Origin of the sequence: Lutibacter sp. (genome assembly GCF_046055765.1) — a bacterium.
Taxonomy (GTDB): Bacteria; Bacteroidota; Bacteroidia; order Flavobacteriales; family Flavobacteriaceae; genus Lutibacter.
The window spans coordinates 24,241-47,907 of the sequence record NZ_JASFZF010000105.1 but is presented as its reverse complement, the minus strand read 5'-3'; the positions used below and the strand labels follow the sequence as shown (position 1 = coordinate 47,907).

Annotated in this window: 22 protein-coding genes and 1 riboswitch; of the genes, 8 read left to right on the top strand and 14 right to left on the bottom strand. The window is 30.3% G+C overall.

Going from position 1 to position 23,667, the window contains the following annotated elements:
* Positions 1-8 precede the first annotated feature (8 nt).
* The gene (locus tag QM495_RS10255) at positions 9-1,544 is read left to right on the top strand and encodes a YifB family Mg chelatase-like AAA ATPase (RefSeq protein WP_408672014.1); all 1,536 of its coding nucleotides are present in this window, start codon (positions 9-11) and stop codon (positions 1,542-1,544) included.
* A 287-nt stretch (positions 1,545-1,831) separates the two neighbouring features.
* Here QM495_RS10255 and QM495_RS10250 read toward each other — a convergent pair whose 3' ends face one another.
* The gene (locus QM495_RS10250; protein ID WP_408672013.1) at positions 1,832-2,626 is read right to left on the bottom strand and encodes a universal stress protein; all 795 of its coding nucleotides are present in this window, start codon (positions 2,624-2,626) and stop codon (positions 1,832-1,834) included.
* 106 nt (positions 2,627-2,732) lie between these two features.
* Positions 2,733-4,049, bottom strand: a complete 1,317-nt coding sequence (gene ahcY / locus QM495_RS10245; protein WP_408672012.1) for an adenosylhomocysteinase — start codon at positions 4,047-4,049, stop codon at positions 2,733-2,735.
* A gap of 87 nt (positions 4,050-4,136) precedes the next feature.
* Here ahcY and QM495_RS10240 point away from each other — a divergent pair, with 87 nt between their 5' ends.
* Genes QM495_RS10240 through arfB form a run of 5 tightly spaced genes read left to right on the top strand, consistent with a single transcriptional unit; the run spans position 4,137 to position 7,216 of the window.
* A complete protein-coding gene (locus QM495_RS10240) occupies positions 4,137-4,775 on the top strand; it encodes a 4'-phosphopantetheinyl transferase family protein (RefSeq protein ID WP_408672011.1) in 639 nt (212 codons plus the stop codon).
* Complete coding sequence (locus QM495_RS10235; protein WP_408672010.1) at positions 4,768-5,487, top strand: geranylgeranylglyceryl/heptaprenylglyceryl phosphate synthase; 720 nt, start codon at positions 4,768-4,770, stop codon at positions 5,485-5,487. Before QM495_RS10240 ends, QM495_RS10235 begins: the two co-directional genes overlap by 8 nt.
* Before the next feature lie 2 nt (positions 5,488-5,489).
* Positions 5,490-6,191, top strand: a complete 702-nt coding sequence (gene pnuC / locus QM495_RS10230) for a nicotinamide riboside transporter PnuC (protein ID WP_408672009.1) — start codon at positions 5,490-5,492, stop codon at positions 6,189-6,191.
* Complete coding sequence (locus QM495_RS10225; protein WP_408672008.1) at positions 6,161-6,814, top strand: AAA family ATPase; 654 nt, start codon at positions 6,161-6,163, stop codon at positions 6,812-6,814. The genes pnuC and QM495_RS10225 overlap by 31 nt, the downstream gene beginning before the upstream one ends.
* Positions 6,815-7,216 carry an alternative ribosome rescue aminoacyl-tRNA hydrolase ArfB gene (gene arfB, locus QM495_RS10220; RefSeq protein ID WP_408672007.1) on the top strand — a complete coding sequence of 134 codons (402 nt, stop codon included), beginning with the start codon at positions 6,815-6,817 and terminating at the stop codon, positions 7,214-7,216.
* Here the strand turns inward: arfB and QM495_RS10215 are convergent.
* Together QM495_RS10215 and QM495_RS10210 are read right to left on the bottom strand one after the other, a co-directional pair.
* A complete protein-coding gene (locus tag QM495_RS10215) occupies positions 7,211-8,497 on the bottom strand; it encodes a thiamine pyrophosphate-dependent enzyme (RefSeq protein ID WP_408672006.1) in 1,287 nt (428 codons plus the stop codon). The two genes, arfB and QM495_RS10215, sit on opposite strands and share 6 nt — an antisense overlap.
* Positions 8,498-8,511: 14 nt before the next feature.
* Entirely contained in the window at positions 8,512-9,627 is a 1,116-nt protein-coding gene (locus QM495_RS10210) for a hypothetical protein (RefSeq protein ID WP_408672005.1), read from the bottom strand.
* 106 nt (positions 9,628-9,733) lie between these two features.
* On the opposite strand from QM495_RS10210, the gene QM495_RS10205 reads away from it, so the two are divergent.
* The gene (locus QM495_RS10205) at positions 9,734-10,291 is read left to right on the top strand and encodes a hypothetical protein (protein ID WP_408672004.1); all 558 of its coding nucleotides are present in this window, start codon (positions 9,734-9,736) and stop codon (positions 10,289-10,291) included.
* Between the two features lie 41 nt (positions 10,292-10,332).
* A riboswitch (TPP riboswitch) is annotated at positions 10,333-10,423 on the top strand.
* A gap of 40 nt (positions 10,424-10,463) precedes the next feature.
* Positions 10,464-12,896, top strand: a complete 2,433-nt coding sequence (locus QM495_RS10200; protein ID WP_408672003.1) for a TonB-dependent receptor — start codon at positions 10,464-10,466, stop codon at positions 12,894-12,896.
* A 143-nt stretch (positions 12,897-13,039) separates the two neighbouring features.
* Here QM495_RS10200 and QM495_RS10195 read toward each other — a convergent pair whose 3' ends face one another.
* From QM495_RS10195 to ruvB, 10 genes are all read right to left on the bottom strand, one after another.
* The gene (locus QM495_RS10195; protein ID WP_408672024.1) at positions 13,040-14,350 is read right to left on the bottom strand and encodes an FAD/NAD(P)-binding oxidoreductase; all 1,311 of its coding nucleotides are present in this window, start codon (positions 14,348-14,350) and stop codon (positions 13,040-13,042) included.
* Positions 14,351-14,460: 110 nt separating this feature from the next.
* A complete protein-coding gene (locus tag QM495_RS10190) occupies positions 14,461-14,733 on the bottom strand; it encodes a heavy-metal-associated domain-containing protein (RefSeq protein WP_408672002.1) in 273 nt (90 codons plus the stop codon).
* Between the two features lie 42 nt (positions 14,734-14,775).
* Positions 14,776-14,940: a hypothetical protein gene (locus QM495_RS10185; RefSeq protein ID WP_408672001.1), complete on the bottom strand. Its 165-nt coding sequence runs from the start codon at positions 14,938-14,940 to the stop codon at positions 14,776-14,778.
* A 25-nt stretch (positions 14,941-14,965) separates the two neighbouring features.
* The gene (locus tag QM495_RS10180) at positions 14,966-16,423 is read right to left on the bottom strand and encodes an NAD(P)/FAD-dependent oxidoreductase (protein WP_408672000.1); all 1,458 of its coding nucleotides are present in this window, start codon (positions 16,421-16,423) and stop codon (positions 14,966-14,968) included.
* A gap of 6 nt (positions 16,424-16,429) precedes the next feature.
* On the bottom strand, positions 16,430-16,993 hold the full coding sequence (locus QM495_RS10175) for a DUF3365 domain-containing protein (protein WP_408671999.1): 564 nt from the start codon (positions 16,991-16,993) through the stop codon (positions 16,430-16,432).
* A gap of 2 nt (positions 16,994-16,995) precedes the next feature.
* Positions 16,996-17,433, bottom strand: a complete 438-nt coding sequence (locus tag QM495_RS10170) for a rhodanese-like domain-containing protein (RefSeq protein WP_408671998.1) — start codon at positions 17,431-17,433, stop codon at positions 16,996-16,998.
* Between the two features lie 125 nt (positions 17,434-17,558).
* Positions 17,559-18,977 (bottom strand): MBL fold metallo-hydrolase, encoded by a 1,419-nt coding sequence (locus QM495_RS10165; RefSeq protein WP_408671997.1) that lies wholly within the window; start codon positions 18,975-18,977, stop codon positions 17,559-17,561.
* Positions 18,978-19,056: 79 nt separating this feature from the next.
* Positions 19,057-20,778 carry a SulP family inorganic anion transporter gene (locus QM495_RS10160; protein ID WP_408671996.1) on the bottom strand — a complete coding sequence of 574 codons (1,722 nt, stop codon included), beginning with the start codon at positions 20,776-20,778 and terminating at the stop codon, positions 19,057-19,059.
* Positions 20,779-20,814: 36 nt separating this feature from the next.
* On the bottom strand, positions 20,815-22,545 hold the full coding sequence (locus QM495_RS10155) for a SulP family inorganic anion transporter (RefSeq protein WP_408671995.1): 1,731 nt from the start codon (positions 22,543-22,545) through the stop codon (positions 20,815-20,817).
* Positions 22,546-22,620: 75 nt separating this feature from the next.
* Positions 22,621-23,643 carry a Holliday junction branch migration DNA helicase RuvB gene (gene ruvB, locus QM495_RS10150; RefSeq protein WP_408671994.1) on the bottom strand — a complete coding sequence of 341 codons (1,023 nt, stop codon included), beginning with the start codon at positions 23,641-23,643 and terminating at the stop codon, positions 22,621-22,623.
* Between the last annotated feature and the right edge of the window lie 24 nt (positions 23,644-23,667).

Sequence of the window (23,667 nt, the reverse complement as noted above, 5' to 3'; positions counted from 1 at the left end):
GAAAAAATATGCTAGTGAAAATTTTTGGCAGCGCTGTCTTCGGCGTTGAAGCCACCACTATTACTGTAGAAGTAAATATAGATAAAGGAATTGGTTATCATCTCGTTGGACTTCCAGACAATGCTATAAAAGAAAGCAGTTATCGGATTTCTGCAGCACTTAACAATAACAATTACAAACTCCCTGGTAAAAAAATTACCATAAATATGGCTCCAGCCGATATGCGAAAAGAAGGATCAGCTTATGATTTAACTTTAGCCATTGGAATTTTAGCTGCTTCAAATCAGATTAAATCTGATAAAATTGGTGATTATTTAATTATGGGTGAACTTTCATTAGATGGAAACTTACAACCTATAAAAGGTGCATTACCAATTGCAATTAAAGCACGTGAAGACGGTTTTAAAGGGTTTATTTTACCAAAACAAAATGCAAAAGAAGCTGCAATAGTTAGTGATTTAGAAGTCTACGGTATTGAAAATATTTTAGAAATTATTAATTTCTTTGATGAAAAAGTAGATTTGGAAAGAACTATTATTGATACGCGTGCCGAATTTCACAAAAACTTAGACAATCCAGAATTTGATTTTGCAGATGTGAAAGGGCAAGAATCGGTAAAACGCTCTATGGAAATTGCAGCAGCTGGCGGACATAATATTATCTTAATTGGACCGCCAGGAAGTGGAAAAACAATGTTAAGTAAACGACTACCATCAATATTACCACCAATGACTTTGCAAGAAGCATTAGAAACAACAAAAATACATTCGGTTGTTGGTAAAGTAAAAGACGCTGGCTTAATGGGACAACGCCCATTTCGATCACCTCATCACACAATTTCTGATGTTGCTTTAGTTGGTGGCGGACAATATCCACAACCTGGTGAAATTTCATTATCTCATAATGGTGTTTTATTTTTAGATGAATTACCCGAATTTAAACGTACTGTTTTAGAGGTAATGCGTCAACCTTTAGAAGATCGAGAAGTAACAATTTCAAGAGCGCGATTTACGGTTACTTATCCTAGTAGTTTTATGTTAGTAGCAAGTATGAACCCAAGCCCAAGTGGTTATTTTAACGATCCTGATGCTCCAGTTACCTCATCACCTGCTGAAATGCAACGCTATTTAAGTAAAATTTCAGGACCACTTTTAGACAGAATTGATATTCATATTGAAGTAACTCCTGTTCCATTTGAAAAATTATCGGAAGAACAACTTGCAGAACCCAGTAGTGTAATAAGAGAACGTGTTACAAAAGCTAGAGAATTACAATCAAAAAGATTTTCTAAATTAGAAAACACTCATTATAATGCACAAATGAATGTGAAGCATATTCGTAAATTTTGTAAATTAAATGAAGAAAGTAAAACTCTTTTAAAAACAGCAATGGAACGTTTAAATTTATCTGCTAGAGCTTATGACCGGATTTTAAAAGTCTCAAGAACAATAGCAGATTTAGAAGGTGTTTCAGAAATTTCAACAAATCATATCTCCGAAGCCATTCAATATAGAAGTTTAGATAGAGAAGGTTGGTTGGGTTAATTCCATAAAATTCTCCATAATTTAAATTTTAAAAATAACATTTATAATAAAAGGGTGTTTTCCCCCTTCTTTTATCAGGGTTATTACCCTTCAATATGCTTTAAAAGCAATCTATCTTTGACCTAAGAAAAAGAAAATAAGTTATTGGGAAATTGCAAAAAAGCCTTACACAATTGTAAGGCTTTTTTTAATACAATCTAGTTAAAAATCACCTTTAGTTTTATGATAAAAAAACACATTATTAGCAACTAATAATGTGTTTGTAATTATGTAAGGTGGAAATAACTTTATATATTTCCTCTTAGAACTAACAAAGGTATTCTACTTTCAAAATCAATTTTTTTAATACTATTTTGCTCCCATAATTTTGCAAAAAAACCACGTTTTCTTCTTATTACACATAATAAATCTGGGCTTACTTCAATTAAATGTTCTAATATTCCTTGAAAAACAGTTGCATTTTCACTATTAGAAATTTTATCCGCTAACGTATCAAAATCTTTGTGCAAGGTATTATCCTCTTTTGTATTGTGAGGTGTAATTACGTGTAACAAATTAACTTTTGCTTTGAAGATAGATACCACATCATTTAGAGGATCTAAAACATTAGTTTTATTAATTAAACCTGAACGAATACCTAATAAAATATTTTTGTAAGGTTTAAATTTGTATCCTTTTGGAATAATAAGTATTGGTAATTCAGTTTTTTTAACCAAACTTCCTACAATAGGACCCAAATATATAGAAGTGTCTGCACTTGTGTAACTAGCTGAAGAAATAATGATATCTACTTCTAAAGCTTCAGCTATAACTGAAATACTATCTGTTATTTTACCTTTAAACACTTTAGAAATTATTTCAACATTCTTTTTCTCTACCTGAGAAAGAATTTTACTTAACTCATGCTTAGCCTCAACTTCAATAAATTCATCTATTTTTTTTAAAAAACCTGTTGATTTCACAGATCCAAAAACTTGAACTACATAAATTTTAGCTTTCGTAACTGATGCAAAATCTATGGCATACTGTAATGTATTAACTACTTTTTCTGAATTGCCTAGAGGTACTAAAATTTTTTTCATAAAAATAAATTTTAACAAAGATATTGATTAATTTATAATATTGTAAAGAATAAAGCTTCATTAAAATAATTTAATAAAGCTTTAAATATAAATATGTAACTAGCAATTAGTATCTATAATATTCCGGTTTAAAAGGCCCTTCAACTTTAACTCCAATATAGCTAGCTTGGTCTTCCCTTAAAGTTTCTAACTCAACCCCAATTTTAGCCAAGTGTAAACGTGCTACTTTTTCATCTAAATGTTTTGGAAGCATATACACTTTATTTTCATAGGCTTCTCTATTATTCCATAATTCTAGCTGAGCTAATGTTTGATTCGTAAATGAATTACTCATCACAAAACTAGGATGACCCGTAGCACAACCTAAATTGACCAAACGCCCTTCAGCTAAAATAATAATTTCATTATCTCCAATGGTATATTTATCAACCTGTGGCTTAATTTCAACTTTAGTATTACCATAGTTTTTATTCAACCAAGCCATATCCAATTCATTATCAAAATGTCCAATATTACACACAATGGTTTTATCTTTCATTTTTTCAAAATGTTTTGCCTGAACAATATCTTTATTCCCTGTTGTGGTGATAATGATATCTGCATTTCCAACTACTGAATCTAATTTTTTAACTTCAAATCCTTCCATAGCTGCTTGTAATGCACAAATAGGGTCAATTTCAGTAACGGTAACGATAGCTCCGGTTCCTTTAAATGAAGCTGCTGTTCCTTTACCTACATCTCCATATCCACAAACAACTACTCGCTTACCCGCCAACATAATATCGGTAGCTCTACGAATTGCATCTACAGCACTTTCTCTACAACCATATTTATTGTCGAATTTAGATTTTGTAACAGAATCGTTAACATTTATTGCTGGTATTGGTAAAGTTCCTGCAATCACTCTATCATACAAACGATGAACTCCAGTAGTAGTTTCTTCTGATAACCCATTAATTCCTTTCGCTAATTCTGGATATTTATCTAACACCATATTTGTTAAATCTCCACCGTCATCTAAAATTAAATTTAATGGCTTTTTATCTTCACCAAAAAATAATGTTTGCTCTATACACCAGTCAAATTCTTCTTCATTCATACCTTTCCAAGCATAAACTGAAACTCCAGCAGCAGCAATTGCAGCAGCAGCCTGATCTTGTGTAGAAAATATATTACATGAACTCCAAGTAACCTCTGCTCCTAAATCAATTAACGTTTCAATTAAAACAGCTGTTTGAATGGTCATATGTAAACATCCTGCAATTCTTGCGCCTTTTAAAGGTTGCTTTCCTTTATATTCTTCTCTTAAACTCATTAAACCAGGCATTTCTGCTTCTGCTAATTGAATTTCTTTACGTCCCCAATCTGCAAGATTGATATCTTTTACCTTATATTTTACGTAAGTTGATGTTTCTGCGCTCATATTTTCTTAAATTTGCTTTTTTATTAAAACAACTAAAAATTAATTGTTTAAGATTTTGCAAAAGTACAAAATCCATTTTAAATTTTAATGCCTTTATATAAAACCATTAAACCTAGTAATCACTCTTCAATTTACATATGGAAAATTGAAGAATCTTTTAATGAATTATTAAAAGACACTCCTTTAACTTTAAGAAGTGAAAAAAGACTTGCTTCTATGAAATTGGAATTACATCAGCGAGGTTTTTTGAGTATAAGACATTTATTAAAAGAAGCTGGTTATAATGATTTTGATTTGTTTTATACCGAAAATGGGAAACCACACTTAAAAAACGGGAAACGAATTTCTATAACACATTCATTTACATTTTCGGCAATTATAATTAGTGATGTTGAAGTTGGGATTGACATTGAAAAGAATAGAGAAAAAATAAAAATTATTCAACATAAATTTGTCAATTTTGAACAAGGTTTCATACACGAAGATGATAACTACATTCAACAATTAACTACTATTTGGGGAGCCAAAGAATCTTTATATAAAATTTACCCTTACGGTGGCTTAACATTTAAAAATGATATTGATATTGACTCATTTCAAATTGCAGATAATAAAACGACTGGTTTTATAAAAGCAAAAGATTGGAATAAAAAATACAATATTTATTTTGAGCAACTAAATGGATTCACATTAGTTTATGCTTTAGCCCCTTATAAAAATGACTAAGTCCATTTTAAAACACATACAAAATGCAAGAGCTACTAATGAAAAATTAATAGCTATTTTATTAGATCCCGATAAAACTTCTAGCGACGAGATTCCTTCAATTTCAAAAAGAATTGAAAAATTAAAAGCAAATTTTATATTTGTTGGTGGAAGTTTGGTTGAAAATGGTAAAACCACTTTTTTTGTAAAAACACTAAAAAAGCACACTCAAATTCCTGTTGTATTATTTCCTGGTGATTATTCTCAAGTTACTAATGAAGCCGATGCACTGTTATTTTTATCATTACTTTCAGGTAGAAATCCTGAATATTTAATTGAACAACAAATAAAATCGGTTCCTTTTTTAAAAAATTCAACCTTAGAAATAATTCCAACTGGCTATATTTTAATTGATGGAGGCACACAATCATCGGTTTTAAAAGTAAGTAAAACAACACCAATCTCACAAGAAAATATTGAGTTAGCAGTTGCAACAGCCATTGCTGGAATGTACAAAGGAAAACAATTGATATATTTAGAAGCTGGAAGCGGAGCAATAAAACCTGTTAATGCTAAAATAATATCTGAAGTTCATAAAAACATTTCAATTCCACTTATTGTTGGTGGAGGAATTAGAACAAAAAAACAATTAACAACAGCTTTTGAAAATGGTGCCGATTTGGTTATAATTGGAACTGCTTTTGAAAAACATATTGACCTATTTAACACATAGACATGAATGAAATTTTTAACTTTTTTTTAGAACCATATAAAACTGCTTCAGTTTTAAATATTTTATTGGAATTTATTGCAGCATTATTTGGTGTTATTAGTGTTTTTTATGCTAAAAAAGAAAATATTTTAGTCTTTCCAACAGGAATTATTAGTACTGCATTATATGTGTATTTACTATCTCAATGGAATCTTTATGGAGATTTAATAATAAATATTTACTACACTATTATGAGTTTATATGGTTGGTATGTATGGAGTAGAATTATTGATGACAAACAGCAACATATTGCTATATCAAGAACCACCAAAACTGATAAATTTAAAGCGTTTGGTATTTTTGCTTTTACTTCAATTTTTGTAATTGTAGTTTACCGTTATTACAATGTAATGCCTAATAATTTAGGTTTTAGTGAAAGTTACAATTATGCTATTTCAAAACTTACTTCAGGAAATTTAACTAATTTTAGAGAAGCTACACCCTTTTTAGATACTTTTACAACGGGTATATTTTTTGCTGCAATGTGGTTAATGGCCAATAAAAAAATAGAAAACTGGATATTTTGGATTGCAGGAAACATTGTATCAATACCTTTGTATTTTGTAAAAGGTTATGGTTTTACAGGTATACAATATTCAATATTTTTAATTTTAGCCTTTCAAGGTTACATTACATGGAAAAAGCACTTAAGCAAACAAACATAAATATTATTAAAGTTGTTCTTTTTGGACCTGAAAGCACAGGGAAAACAACTTTATCTAAACATTTAGCTCGATATTATAATACCGTTTGGGCTCCTGAATATGCACGTGAATATTTGCAAAAAAAATGGAATAATGAGCGTAAAACTTGTGAAAATTCTGATTTACTTCCTATTGCTAGAGGGCAAATGGAATTAGAAAATAGATTAGCTACTAAAGCTGACAAGATTTTAATATGTGATACTGATTTATTAGAAACTAAAGTATATTCTGAAGAATATTATGGCGGTTTTGTAAACCCAAAATTAGATGAAGCTGCTATTAAAAACACCTACGAATTATATTTGTTAACCTACATTGATACTCCTTGGGAAGAAGACGATTTACGAGACAGACCCAATCAACGTTTAGAAATGTTTAATGCTTTTAAAAATGCGTTAATAAAGTATAATCGTCCTTACATTTTATTAAAAGGTGATAAAAAATCGCGTCTAGAATTAGCAATTCAAGAAATTGATAAAATTTTAAAATCTAAAACCAACTTACAGCGTTTTTCAGATAATTTAACTGATCTTGATTTACATTTTTTACATCAACAGCATAGTGATTTTAATATTCCTGATTAAATGAATACAGAAAAAATCATAAAAGAGTTAAAATTTAAAGCGGTACGAAGTAGTGGTGCTGGTGGGCAACATGTAAATAAAGTTTCTTCAAAAGTTGAGCTTATTTTTGATTTACAAAATTCTTCAGAATTTACAATAGAAGAAAAAGAATTACTTTTTAAAAACCTAAAAACAAAACTTACCAAAGATAACTTATTGTTACTACAATGTGATGAAAGTAGAAGTCAGCATAAAAACAAAGAAATTGTTGTGAAACGATTTTTAGAAATTATCAACAACGGATTAAAAATTCCAAAAAAACGAAAACCTTCAAAGCCTACAAAAAGCAGTATTCTAAAACGGTTAGAAAAAAAGAAAAAACAAGCCTTTAAAAAGGTTTTTCGAAAAAAACCTGAATTATAACAATTGCTTTTTGTTAGTGTTTGGCACGTAACTATACACTACTTCCCGTAACGCTTCTGCGCTTTTAATAGCTTTTTGCAGAGATGTTGCATACTTACTATCTTCAACAACTTTATTTAAAGCATCTACAGGAAATACACCTGATTCTTTCACCCAATATGCTACTGCACTTAATGCTGCTCCTCTTTTACCACCAACTTTTAAAAAATCTTTTACTTCAAAAGAACAATCTGCACAAATCTTTCTATCAATTAGAACTTTTGAATCAAAAGTTACTCTATTTTTCACCTTATTCCATCCATCTTCAGTTACAGCTAAAACCACATTTGGCCTTTCTAATCCTGAAAAATTGATTGGCTTTTTTGATAAAATAACTTCTGCAGCAGAAAATCCTGTACCAACTGTAATTGGATATTCTCCCTTCATTGTTGCATATAATCCAGATATTATTCCTGCTTGCGCTAGTATTTTTGCAGCAGATTGAATTCCACCTCCTGCTGAACCTGCAATTACAATACCTATTGTATCATTTATTGTTGAAGTAAATTGAGTTTTTAAAACTTTTATACTTTCTAGTAATGAAGTTGTATCTCTTTTAACACTTACACCAATTGGTCTATTATTTTTAAGTGTTTCTTCAGCTACAATAAAATTTTTCATTTCTGAAATTTTCTTCATGCCATGTGAAGTACATAAACTAGATAATTCAACCAAAGAAAAACCTGAAGTACTCATCGCTTCTTTTAAAACATCGGTAAAATTAGAAATATCATTCACACGAACACTAAAGGCCGCACCTGATTGATGCGCTAAGTTCACAACATCATACGGTTCGGCAACATCATCACTATGCTTGTATTGTTTAAATTCATTAGTAGATAAACCACTCATTTGCCCACCAGTCATCCCATACAATAAATTATTTATCACTACCAAGGTCATATCTATATTACGCCTTGAAGCTTCTAAAATATGTTGCAAACCAATTGTTGCACCACCATCACCTTGAATAACTACTACTTTTTTATCTGGATTATCCAAACCTAAAGCAACACCAACACCCAAAGCTGGAGACCTTCCGTGTAATCCATGAATAGTATGGGTTGCAAATAATGGATCTACCAATCCAGAACACCCAATATCGCTTACCATTGCTACGTCTTTAGAGCTATACCCTAAACTTTCTAAAGCTTTTGAAATACTTCTTACACAAATACCGTGACCACAACCTGGGCAAAAAGGCATTTTAGTATTGGTTAATATTTTTTTAGTTGTTTCCATAAATTTAATTCAAGTTAAAATGCAATTTCTTCTATTTCAGAAGGTGTAAGCATACTTCCAAATTTGGTGGCTGTTTTTACTTTTAAGTTATTTCTTTTACCAAAAATCATTTCTTTAAACATTCCGCTCATGTTTTCTTCAGCAAATACAACTGTTTTATAAGAATCTATAATATCAAATATTTTTTGAGAAATTGGTAAGATGGTTTTTACTATTAATAATGAAACTTTTTCTCCTTTATTTCTAATTAATTCAACAGCATCTCTTGAAGCATCAGCTGAAACGCCCCAAGTTACTATTAAATCATCTGCTCCATCTTCAGCATCTAGTTCAAAAAAGGAATACTCATCTATTCTTTTTTCTAACTTTTCACGTAAACGCCATGTATTGGCTAAACTTTCAGGAGTTCCTTTTCTAATTAGACCATCATTATCATGTGTTGAAGAATTAAAACGTGCCTGGTATTCACTATTTCCTAAAGGAAAAAACGTAGGTACCATATCTTCACCTGCTTTATATGGTTTATATGGAGATTCAAATGGTTTAGGTGTTCTATCTACTTTTTCTAAAGTTTTTAAAGAATTTATATCAAAACTCTTTTGAGTCATTACCAATTCTTTTGAAGTTAAAATTATAACTGGTGTTCTAAATTTAACAGCTGTTTTAACTGCTTCATTTGACAATGTCCAAGCATCATTAAAATTAGAAGGAGAAAATATAGGTAATGGAAGTCCTCCAGAAATTATCCCGTCTAAAAATTTTAAATCACCTTGTGCGCCTGTTGTTGCTGAACCTGTACTTGGCCCCAATCTTTGAACTATTATTAGAACCATTGGTAATTCCATCATATACGCCATATTTAGCGTTTCTGTCATTAACGCCAAGCCAGGAAAAGATGTTGCAGTAACAGGAATTTTACCAGCAGCTGAGTACCCACACATCCATTGTAATACTGAAATTTCATCAGGACCTGCTAAAAATTCAGGAAAACGTTCTTTTGAATATGAATAAAATAAGTTGGAAGGTGTTATTGGATACCCTATAAATACATCTGCTCCAGATTGTACTACTGCTTCAGTTATAATTCTTGAAGCGTCAATCATGACATTTTTTGAGGTTTTATTTTTCAAAATATCACATTTTAATTTGACATTAAAGGTAATTTATACTTTTTAAAATGAAGCATTATTTTTTAAAAAAAATATTTTTATTTAAATTTATGCTTCATATAAAAAAATGAAAATTGTGATACTATCTCCTTTTAATACTTTCTCTATAAAAATTAAGAAAAAAATAACTGTTATACTCTTAATTTCAATGGCTATTTTAGTCTCGGTTATGCGTTATTTTGATAGTCAAATACAACATAATGACAATCCAAATGGAATAATTTCATTTGAATTGGCTAAAAATGTATCTACTTCTGAAACTATTTTAAATTCTTGGGATTCATTTTCTAAAACTGCTGCTGGTATAAGCATGGGTTTTGACTTTTTGTTTTTAATAATATATGCTTTATTTATCGCCTTACTAGTGGATATCACAAATGAATATTTATGGAAAAATTCAAAAATGTACACTGTTGGAATATTCCTAATTTGGAGTGTGTTTTTGGCTGCTTTTTTTGATAGTATTGAAAATATTGCACTCATAAAACTTTTATTAGGAGATATAAAGCAACTTTGGAGTTCCATAGCATACTACTTTGCAACAGCTAAATTTTTCTTACTTTCAATAAGTATACTATTTATTATACTTAATTCAATTTTAATACTCTTCAGAAAAAAATACTAGATTAAACTTTTTTAAACTAGTTATTATTAAGTAACTTTGCAGTATCTCAAAAGGGGTGCCTAAAGCGGCTGAGATCAAACCCATTGAACCTGAACAGATAATGCTGTTAAGGGAAAATAATTAATTTAAACACCGATTAATTACCTCTTTTTAAATCGTTTTATTTAAAAAAATGAAACATTTAACTACAATTTTACTTATTGCTTTCTCCATAAATTTAAGCGCACAAGAATTATTTACACTTTCAGGAAAAGTAACCGATGGTAGTAAACCATATCCTGGTGTAAATATAGTAGTAAAAGGAACAACTATAGGTACCATAACAGATACTAATGGCCAATTTACATTAACCTTAAAAAAAGGAAAATATACGTTAATTATTAGTGCTATTAGCACTCCAAAAGAAGTAAAAACTATTTTAACTAAAAATTCTTTTATTTCAATTGATATGGCAAAAAATTTTGTTATTCTTGAAGAAGTGCTAGTATCAGCTGTTCGTGTGAAATCTACTTCTCCTGTAACCCATAGTAACATTACAAAAGAAGAGCTAGAAAAACGGAATTTAGGTCAAGACATTCCAATTTTATTAAATTATTTACCCTCTGTAGTTACAACTTCTGATGCTGGTGCTGGAGTTGGTTATACTGGAATTAGAGTACGTGGTAGTGATGCCACTCGTGTGAACATTACAATTAATGGTATTCCTTATAACGATGCTGAAAGTCAAGGTACTTTTTGGGTAAATATGCCCGATTTTACATCTTCCACAGAAAGTATGCAATTACAACGTGGTGTTGGAACTTCTACCAACGGCTCAGGTGCTTTTGGCGCGAGTTTAAATTTATTGACAGATGCTATTTCAGAAAACTCATACGGAGAAATTAGCAATTCATTTGGCTCTTATAATACTCGAAAACATACCGTAAAATTTAGTACAGGAAAAATAAATGACCATATTGAATTTTCAGGTCGTTTTTCAAAAATAGATTCTGATGGATATATTGATAGAGCTTGGTCCGATTTAAAATCGTATTTTTTACAAGCAGCTTATGTTGATGACAATACTTTAATTAAAGCCTTAACTTTTGGTGGTCATGAAAAAACATACCAAGCTTGGTACGGAGCTCCATTAGCTAGAATTGAAGGGAATGAAATTGGAGTTGAAACATTTATAGCTGACAATTGGTTGAGTGCTGATGAAGCTGAAAACCTTAGAAATTCAGATAGAAGGTATAATTATTACACCTATGAAAATGAAATTGATAATTACCAACAAGATCATTATCAATTTCATTGGAATGAAAAACTTTCTAAAAATTGGTCAACAACCATTGGGTTAAATTATACGTATGGTCGTGGGTATTATGAGCAGTTTAAAAAAGATGAAGATTTTGCCGATTATAATTTAACTCCAATTACTATTGGAAATGAAACAATCAATGAAACAGATTTAATTAGGAGACGTTGGCTGGATAATGATTTTTATGTTGTAAATGCTAACGCAACCTATAAGAATAAACAATTAGAACTTATTTTTGGAACTTCAATAAGCACCTATAAAGGTGATCATTTTGGAGAAATTATTTGGGCTGAATTTGCAAGTAATTCCGAAATAAGAGATCATTATTACGATAGTGAAACAAACAAAAATGATGCTAATATTTTTGGAAAACTAACCTATAATTTAAACGATAGTTGGACATTGTTTACCGATTTACAAACTCGTTTTGTGAAATTTGACACCAATGGATTAACATCTGACAGAAATCCAATAAACGTAAATGAAAAATATTCATTTTTCAATCCAAAAACTGGTATTACTTTTAAAGCCAATAATAACAATAGTTTTTATGCTTCGTATGCAATAGCAAATAAAGAACCTAATAGAAATGATTTTGAAAATGGTGTAAACACTTCAGAAAAACTAAGCGACTTTGAGTTAGGATGGCGTTTTAATAATGAAATTTTTAAAGTAAGTACAAACCTATACTATATGTTATATAAAAATCAATTAGTTTTAACAGGAGCTATTGATGATACTGGTGCGCAATTAAGAGCAACTAGTGGAAAAAGTTACCGTTTAGGTTTAGAAATAGATGCACAAGTTCTTTTATCTAACAAATTTAGTTTACAACCTAATATTGCAATTAGCAATAATAAAAATGTTGATTTCTTTACACCAATAAATGGAGAGTTGGTATACCTCGGAAACACTAATTTATCATTTTCACCAAATTTAATTATGGGAAATGCTTTTACATTTAATCTATCAAACAATATTCAATTCTCCTTACTATCTAAATATGTTGGAGAGCAAAACATGGGGAATTTAGAAAGTGCTGTAACAACAAATGATGTTTTGAAAAGTTATTTTATAAACGACTTAAATGCAACTTATGTAATAAAACCAAATAAAATATTTAAATCTATTGTACTAAGTGCTTTGGTAAATAACTTATTTAATGTAAAGTATATCTCAAATGGATATTATTACACCTATGATGATACTTGGTCTGTAGCAAATGAAACTACAACTATAGATGGCGTAGGATACTATCCGCAAGCTACAAGAAACTTTTTAGTTGGAGTTACATTAAAATTTTAAATAGAAGAGGCTGTTTAAAAAGTAAAGGCTCATATCATATTGAGCTTATCGAAATATATTAAAATATTGATAATCAATGTAAACTTCGACAGGCTCAGTTTGACAAAATTAATAATAGTTACTTTTAAACAGCCTCTTTATTCTTAAACTTCATGACCTTTCATCATTTTATTCCAGTATAAATACGGTAACATATATTTTTTTAAAATCCACAATCTCCAATGTTCCTTTGAAGAGTCACCAATCATTAATGGAAATTGTTTTAGTTTAGGGTCTGGTTTAAATTCTTTTGAATAATCAAATTCAGCCAATACCATTTTTCCGTATCCTGTAATTAACGGACAAGAAGAATAACCATCGTACGTTTTATTTGCTAAGTTGTTTTCTTCTATTAATTGTAAAATATTTGCTACTACAACTGGTGTTTGTTTTCTAATTGCAGCACCTGTTTTTGCTGTTGGCAATTCACAAACATCTCCAATTCCAAATATATTACTATGTTTTTTATGTTGCATTGTACCAGCATCAACAGAAAGCCAACCATTTTCAGTTACCAACGGTGAATTTCGAATAAAATCTGGTGCTTGCTGTGGTGGCGCCAAATGCATCATATCAAAATAAATTCCTATCAAACCATCTTTTTCTATTGCTTTTACATCTTTATAATTGTACTGAATTTCTTTATCTACAACATCTAAATCGTCACTTTTTATAACTACACAATCATTTCCAGAAGCTTCTTTTATAATCTCATACCATGCTATTTGTTCTTTTGCATCAACCTTAACTAATTTGTGATAAAAACGAACATTGATATCTTTTTTATCAATTACTTCCATCAACGTTTTTGCAACTTTTTTAACTGCAAAAATAACATTTCCTGGCATTGCAAAAATAATATCTGTTTTCTTTCTAACACCAGCTTTAGCAAAAAACTCATCCGCCAAATACATAATTTTTTGAGGTGCACCTCCACATTTTATGGGTGTTGCTGGTTGTGTAAATAAAGCTGTTCCTCCTTTAAAATTTTGAAGCACTTCCAACGTGTGTTTTGGATTTGTATAATTACTACAAATAACTCCTTTATCCATTGCTTCGGCTAAACCTTCAACCAAATTTGGTGCTATTTTTAATCCGGGAGCTACCACCAAATAATCATAGGTAAATTCACTATCATTTTTAGTTATTACTTTGTTGTTTTCTGGGTCAAAAGTATCAGCAAATTCTTTTATCCATTCTACACCATTTGGAATTAATGAAGACATTGGTTTAGCTGTAGCATCAAAATCGTATGTATTTGCTCCTACTAATGTCCAAGCTGGTTGATAATAATGTGTTTCTGCAGGTTCAATAATACCAATTTGTAATGATGAATTTTTTCTTTTTAACATGGATGAGACCATAATTCCTGCGGTACCTCCACCTATAACAAGAACTTGAAAGTGTTTTGACATTCTATATTTTTTAGTTAATAATTTTAGGGTGAGTAATTTAGAAAAAACAAAACCATTATTTGTGATATAAATCACAAATAATGGTTTTGTTTTCATTTTAAACTAAAATTTTATTTTTCAGAAGTCATTCTACCTGTAGCACAGCTTACAAACGATTTTGCTTTATGAATAATAGTGTTATCAGCCCCAACTTCAGGATATCCTAAACTTGCTAATTTTTGCTTAACTATAGTTACTATTGATTCTTCTGTAGTATCTATTGTTACTCTTGAAGTTTCAACATTTACAGAAACATTATTAACACCATCTATCGCTGTAACCCCTTTTTCAACGGTGTTGGCACAACCTCCACATTTTAAATTTAATATTTCTATTGTTGTCATTTTTTGATTTTTTTGATTGCGTAAAATTACAAAATATATTTGCTATGAATGCCCTCCAACAACAATTTTCATCACTTTTAAATTCAGTTTAAAAAAATTATAAACTTGAAATATAAAGCATACCCTCATAAAACGCACTAATCTAGTTGGCTCTGTTCCAAAAGAAATATTACTATATGGTATTGTTTTTTCTTTACTTTTTTTCATCACTTTTAAATTAAATTAGTACTAACTATTCAGGAATTAACCACCAAAATGGCTTTGCTTTTGCTTTGTACAGAAACATATAGTGCATAAATAATTTCATCCAATGCCCTGCAGTTCCAACAACACCTACTGTATCTTTAATATTTCTACCCCATTTAGGATATTTTTCCCAATCTGGAACAATTGGATTCACAGTCATTACTGCCGCCTGACCTTTAAACAATCCATATCCCGCAGATACAATACAAGCCGCGCCCATTTTAGCCATAGATGCTGTATGAGGATGCTCAATTTTACCAACTTTTATAGAATGAATAATATTTTGAGCAATAATTTTTCCAATAACACCTGATGGCATCCCTGTTCTTGGAGGTGTTGGAAATATTTTTGTCCCATTTGGACTTTCCATAGGTTTAGACATGCCGTGAGGTGGTGCAAATGCAATACCTGCGGCATATATATTATCATATTTTTGGCTTTGATAAGTTGATGGCCAATCTTCAGCTCTCCAATCTTCATACGCTTTAGGTGTATAATCAGCATCAACTTTCATCATTCCATTTCCTACAAATACTTCTGTGCTAATGTCTACATTATCTTTATTAAAAGCTTTCATTCCTGCACCTGTAAAACCAGGAATTAACATCGCAAAATCAAACTCTTTTGTATGGTGCTCTCCTCTTAAATTTTCATAATAAGCTTTTCCTTCTTCAACTTTTTGAACACCAGCCCTTTTTATCCAACGTATTCCATATTCCTTTAAAATTGATTCAGTAAATATTTTAGTTGGAGTTATATATCCATTTCTTTTAATATAGGCACCACCCATACCAAAATCTCCTAATTCATATTCATTTGAAATCCACCACATATCTGCTAAATGCGATAATTTTCTTTTTCCAACTTCAAATGCAATATTTAATATATATTCAAAAGCAGCACCTTGACACGTTGCCAAAGGATGGCCAGTTCCAACTAAAAATGTTTGACGCTCTCCATTTTCCATTTTTTTGAAAGATTCTTGAAGTTTTCCCCAGGCAAGTTCTGCGTGATCATATGTACAAACAGATTGTGTGAATTTCTTTGGGCCCAATCCTTCAGTAGCCTCAAAATTAAGTTTTGGCCCTGTTCCGTTTATTAAATAATCGTAGGTTACTTTTTCTTCTTTCCCTTCATTTTCTCCTGAAACATATTTAATGGTAACAAACCCCTTTTCATTTTCAGAATCACCTTCTGGATGAATTGATGTTGCTAATGCTTGCTTAAAATCAACACCAATTTTTTTGTAAACCGGTGCTAATTTAAATTTCACTTGATCTGGTGTCATTAAACCAACTCCAACCCAAATATTTGAAGGAATCCATTGAAAATTACTATTGGGTGAAACCATCACTACTTCATGGTCTTTTTTTAGATATTTACTCAAATATGAAATTGCCGTATGCCCAGAAATACCCGCTCCTAAAACTACTACTTTTGCCATAATTATTTAATTTTTAAATGCTATACTCCAAATTCCTCTTAAATCGCCTTCATTATATCCAATTGCTTTATCGTTTAAATATAACGATTTAATTAATGAATCTGTTTTAATACTTAGTTGACCTTCTAATTTTCCATGACAAGTTAAGCACTTAGCATTTAATTTAATTGGTGCGTAAAAATGTTTTAGATTACCTTCATCTAATTCTACAATTGGAATTACCTCTTTTTTGTTTTGAATTAAAAACTTATACTCTTTAATAATTTTCAACTCTCTTACTGATGCTTTATTTTTTGGATTTCTTATTTTATCTGAAGTTCTTTTAATTGTAACATTGAACTTTTTAGCCATTTTATTAGTAATTGGCATTGCTTCATGATTACAAAACGGAACTGCTTGTGCTGGACCACCCAACTTCATTTGCACCATTAAATTAGTGCTTAATTCTTTAAATGAAGCTTGAGTAATTTCTTTTCCTTTTGAAATGTAATCTTGTTTTTCCTTTCTAGAAAGTTTATTATTGCATGAGATTATACCAACTAAAAATATAAAAATTATAACTTTTTTCATTATTAATATTTTTCTATTTGATTGTTATTTCTATTCCAATTTAAAATCCCTCCACGCATATCATACACTTTTAAAAATCCTGCTTTTGCTAATTTTTTTGAAGCAGATGAAGACCTATTTCCTGATTTACAATAGATAAAAATAGGTTCATTTTTATCATAACTTGTAAAATTTTCTAAAAATTTTCTATCAAAATAATTAATACTTACTGCACCTTTAATAAAACCTTGTTTAAATTCATAGGGCGTACGCACATCTATAATTATGTGATTAACAGATTTTTCTTTAAATTCTGCTGGGGTTAAAAGGAAAACTTCTCCTTTTTTAATCTGGTTTATTGAATTATCACTTACGTTGTTAGATTTTTTATTAGATTCACAACTAAAGTTAATAACACTAATAAATAGTAGCAAAAATGCTATTTTTAAAGATAACTTCATTTATATATGTTTTTGATTTTTTGGCAAATATATATTTACAAATATATTTAAGCAGTAACTAAAGTTACTTTTAAACAAAAAAAGGGAGTTATATATTAACTCCCTTTTTATTACCTATTTAATTGTTATAATAGGGTAGTTGGACAAACATAATCTGTAAGTTCTGCACCACTATCTTTAATGTCTTCAAATCCACCTCTTACGTCAGTTACTTTAGCAACTCCATTTGCTTGAAAAATAGATGCAGCAATTAACGAACGGTAACCCGTTGCACAATGTAAGAAATACTCTTTATCAGCATTTATCTCGGCAAAGTTAGCGTGAATCGTATCTAAAGGGAAATTGCCTACACCCACAACATGTTCAGATTGATATTCCGTTTCTTTTCTAACATCCATAGGTATTTCCATAGAGCCTTCTTTCAATCTATTTGCAAATTGAATTGCAGATATAGAGCCTATTTGATCAAATTCATGACCCGCAGCTTTCCATGCGTGCATTCCTCCTCTTAAATATCCTAGAGTATTATCATATCCTACACGAGAAAAACGAGTAACAACCTCGTGTTCTCTTCCTCCTTCAGCAATAAAAATTATTTTTTGATTAATGTCTTTTACTAAAGCACCTACATAAGGAGCAAAATTTCCATCAACACCAATATACCATGCTCCAGGAACAGTACCTTCTTCAGCGTAAATTTCTTTAGAACGTGTATCAATCACCAAAATATCTTTTTGCTCACTCATTTCTTTAAACGTATCAGCGTCAATAGGAGTTGCACCTCTGTGTAATATATCATCAATACTTGTATTTATACCCTTGTTCATTCGAACATTGTTTCCAAAATATTGTGGTGGTGGTTTTAATCCTGTAGTAACTTCATCAATAAATTCTTCTTTAGTCATATCTGCTCTCAAAGCATAATTTGTTTTCTTTTGATTACCTAGGGTGTCAAAAGTTTCAGAACTCATATTTTTTCCACAAGCCGAACCTGCTCCATGATTTGGATACACAATAATGTCATCTGGCAATGTCATTATTTTATTTCGAAGAGAATCAAATAAATGACCTGCTAAATCTGCTTGAGTTAACGTTCCTGATTTTACTGCTAAATCTGGACGACCAACATCGCCAATAAATAAACAATCTCCTGTACACACATACGGTGTGTTTCCATTTTCATCTGTTATTAAATAAGATGATGATTCCATGGTATGACCTGGTGTGTGTAATAAGGTGATTTTTATTGCTCCAATTTTAAATTCCTCCCCATCTGTTCCTTGATGCAAATCATATTCAGCTTCAGCATTTGGACCAAAAACTATGGTGGCACCTGTTGCTTTTGCTAAATCTACTTGACCAGAAACAAAATCAGCATGAAAGTGAGTTAGGAATATATATTTTATCTTTGCTCCATCAGCTTTTGCCATTTCTAAATATGGTTCAGTTTCTCTTAAGGGATCAATAATAGCGGCTTCGCCATTAGAATGAATATAATATGCCATTTCCGCTAAACAGCCAGTAAATAATTGTTCTACTTTCATTTTCCGATTTTTTAATAGTTAATTAAAGTGCTCCAAAATAATAAATTACAGATTACTTTTTGTGATACACATCACATTGTTAACGGTTCGTTTGCTGTGTATATGCTTTATTATTAGTAGTATTAGTTTTAGACTGATAATAATCTATCGCTTCTTGAATACTCATAAAACAATATTCTTGCCCAATATTTTTAATAATATTTGACTTATAAATAGTATCACGCACAGGGCCTTTTAATCCTGTAAAATAAAGCTCAATAGTTTTTTCTTTAAAATATTTTAATATTTCTTCTAAAGCATACACACCACTACTATCCAAATTATTTAAGCTTTCACCATCAATAATAATAATTTTTAAATCTTTCCCTTTATTTTGTGCTTCATTATAAATAGTATCTTTAAAATAAGTAGTATTTGCAAAATGAAGTTGTGCATCAAAACGAATAATCAAAACATCCTTAAGAACAATTAATTGGTCGAATCTTTTTATATTTCTATACAAATAAGTATTTGGAACATTTCCTAAAATAGCCACATGCGGTTTTGTAGATTTATATATTAGCATGACTAAAGATAAAATAACACCTGTTATAATACCTTCTTTAATGCCAACTGTTGCAGTAATCAATAAGGTAACATTCAAAATAATTAAATCTCTTTTAGTATATTTCAAAAGTTGTTTTGGAACTTTAAAATCCAATAAACCAAACACTGCAACCATAATAATTGCTGCTAAAACAGCTTTTGGCAAATAATAAAATAATGGTGTTAAAAATAATAATGTTAGTCCTACTACTATTGCAGCAATAATAGCAGATAATGGTGTTTTTGCTCCTGCTTGATCATTTACAGCGGTTCTTGAAAAACCACCTGTTGATGGATAACTTTGAAAAAAAGAGCCTACCAAATTTCCTAAGCCTAAAGCTATTAATTCTTTATTTGCTTTTACTTTATAATTCATGTGCTTTGCTTCTATTGCTTTTGCAACAGAAATTGCTTCCATAAAAGCTATTAATGCTAATGTTAATGCAATTGGACTAAGTTCCTTTATAGTTTCTACATTAAACTGTTGAATTTTAAAATGTGGTAATCCTTTTGGAATATCTCCTACTATTTTCACTCCATATTCTTCTAAATTGAATATTTTAACAAAAAGAACTCCCAATATAACAACTATTAATGCCGCAGGTATTTTTTTAAAATACCGTTTCATAACTATTAAAATTAAAATAGAACTTACTCCTATAATTAAAGTAAAAACATTAATTTCATTAAAATGTTTGAAGGCATCAACCACCAAAAATTGTAGTTGATTATTCCGTTGAATATTAATACCCAACAGATGCTTTAACTGGTTTAATCCTATAATTAATGCAGCGGCAGAAGTAAAACCACTAATTACTGGTTTTGACAAAAAATTGACTAAAAAACCTAATCTAAATACTCCAAATGCTATTTGCATTAATCCCATAAGCATGGCAAGCAAAATTGCCAATTCAATAAAGTGTTCTGAACCTACAGTTGCAATAACTCCAACACCTGATGCTACAATTAAAGAATCCATAGCTACGGGTCCAACTGCTAATTGGCGTGATGTACCAAAAAATGCATATACAAATTGAGGAATCATTGCTGTATATAAACCATAAATTGGTGGTAATCCTGCAATCATAGCGTAAGCAATACCTTGTGGTATTAACATAATTCCAACCGTTAACCCCGCCGAAAAATCACCTTTAAACCATTGTTTTTTATAATTAGGTAACCAATCTAAAAATGGAAATATATTTGCTAATTTCATCTAATAAATACGTTAATTTTAAATTTTATAAAATATTTAGTTTTTGGAACATTCCATAAAAGTTTTCACCTTACAGGTTTCACAAATTTTCATATCTAATTTTTGGTAAATGGTTTCAATGGCTGTTTTTTTATCTTTAAAAAAATGATTATACCCTATTTTTTCAAAAAAACCACCTTTAATTAGTACATTTTGTCCAACTAATTTCATGCCACTAAAATAAATCACACGATTAGTAGTTTCCCATTTTTCAACTTCATGCATTAACCATTCAGCACCAGCTAAATCAATAAAATTAATACCTTCAGCTATAACTAATAAGTGTTTTCCGTCATTATTTTCGTATAAATCAGAAAAATAATTTGAAATAGATTCAACAGCACCAAAATATAACGAACCATCTACACGTATAATGTTTAATTGTGGGCATTCCTTTGCACTTTTATTTCTAATGATATTTATAAATCTGTTGGTAGTATCTAATCCCAATACTGCAATATTAGGTTTTGAAGTTCTTTCTAAGTAGAAAAATAAGGAGAAAAATATACCTATAATTAATGCTTGTTGAAGATCTAAAAATAAGGTTCCCAAGAAGGTAGCACTAAAAACTATCAATTCTCGTTTACTACTTTTAAAAATTAACTTAATATGTTTAAAATCGATTAAATTATAACCAACCAATAAAATAATTCCGCCCATTGCCGCTTTGGGTAAAAAAGCAGCATATTTTGCAAAAAATAAGACGATAAACATTAATCCAAATGCAGATATAAATGCAGATAAAGGTGTTTTAGCTCCAGATTGATAATTTATGCTGGATCTTGTAAAAGAGCTTGAGCTTGTATAACATGAGAAAAAGCTAGAAACCACATTGGATATCCCTTGAGATACAAATTCTTGATTTATATTTAATTTTTGATGTGTATGTAAAGCTATTGAACGTGAAATGGCTGCAGCTTCAACCAAACCTAAAGTAGCCAAAATAATAGCCCCAGAATTTAACATTCGCATATTATTATAATCAAAATCAGGCAATTTAAAAGGTGGTAAATTAGAAGGAATGCTTCCTACAGTTTCAATACCGTGCAAACCACCACCTAACCAAATAGCCAAAAAACTTCCAAATATCATAGCAAACAACATATACAACTTAGATATTTTTTTAATTTTTCTAATTATTAATGCCAGTAATAAAGTTCCCATCGCCACGGCAAATACATACCAATTTATTTCAGACAAATGAAAAGTGATAAATTCAATAATATGTGAAAATGAACTTCCTTGAGGAACTTTTATTCCGAAAATATGTTTGAGTTGTTTAAATGCAATTAATACACCTGCTCCTGCTGAAAAACCTATAATTACAGAATTTGAAACAAAATTTACCAATTTTCCCATTCGTGCAATTCCCATAAAAAGTTTAATAACCCCTGCCATAAAAGATAGTAAAATAGCTAATGAAACAAACGCTTCAATATCATTTGTAGGATTAATATATTTACTTATTATGGAGTACAAAACAATGGAACTTGTAGTGGTTGGACCAGACACTAAATGATATGAAGATCCGAAAAGCGCAGCTATAACTGGTGTTAACATAGCTGTATAAAAACCATAAACCGGAGGCATACCAGCAATCATTGCAAAGGCAACAGCTTGTGGAATTACAATTATGGTACCTGTTAATCCTGCAATTAAATCATCTTTCCAAGTATGCCGAACCATTGGAAGCCAAGTTAAAAAAGGAAAAAATTGTTTTAAAGTCATTTCAGATTTTAGTAGTAATATTTAAAACAAAAGTACTACGAACATTTTTTTGTATTGTGATCTAGATCACTAAAATCAAAATAATTTATTTTGGGAATTGGATTTTGTTTTCCCTAAATGCTTATAAGCCAACTCCGTAACTTCTCTTCCACGCTGTGTACGCATAATAAAACCTTCTTGAATTAAAAAAGGTTCGTATACTTCTTCTATGGTTTCAGTATTTTCTCCTACTGCAGTTGCAATGGTACTAATACCAACAGGCCCGCCTTTAAATTTATCGATTATAGTGGTTAAGATTTTATTATCCATTTCATCCAAACCATGCGCATCAACATTTAAGGCATTTAGTGCAAATTTTGCAATTTCTATATTGATATTTCCATCGCCTTTTATTTGTGCAAAATCACGAACTCTGCGTAATAAAGCATTTGCAATACGAGGTGTACCCCTACTTCTACCTGCAATTTCAATTGCTGATTCCATAGAAATTGGAACTTTTAAAATAGAAGCACTTCGTTGTACAATTGTAGTTAACAGTTCTGTTTTATAGTATTGCAAACGACTGCTAATTCCAAAACGAGCTCTCATTGGTGCAGTTAATAACCCCGAACGTGTTGTTGCACCAATAAGTGTAAATGGTTCTAAATCTATTTGAACAGTACGTGCATTTGGACCAGATTCGATCATAATATCTATACGATAATCTTCCATTGCTGAATATAAGTATTCTTCAACAATTGGGCTTAACCTATGTATTTCATCAATAAATAATACATCTCGTTCACTTAAATTTGTTAATAAACCTGCCAAATCACCAGGTTTATCTAATACTGGACCCGATGTGATTTTTAAACCAACATTTAATTCATTTGCTAAAATATGTGCTAAAGTTGTTTTTCCTAATCCTGGAGGTCCGTGAAATAGTGTATGATCTAAAGCCTCCTCTCTTTGATTGGCAGCCTCAACAAAAATTTTTAAGTTATCTAAAACTTGTTCTTGCCCTGTAAAATCATCAAATGTTAGTGGACGTAATTTTTTTTCAACGTCTAATTCTTCAGAGGTAAAATGTTCTTTTTCAGGATTCAAGTTTTCATTCATAAAAACAAAGATAGCAGAAATAAA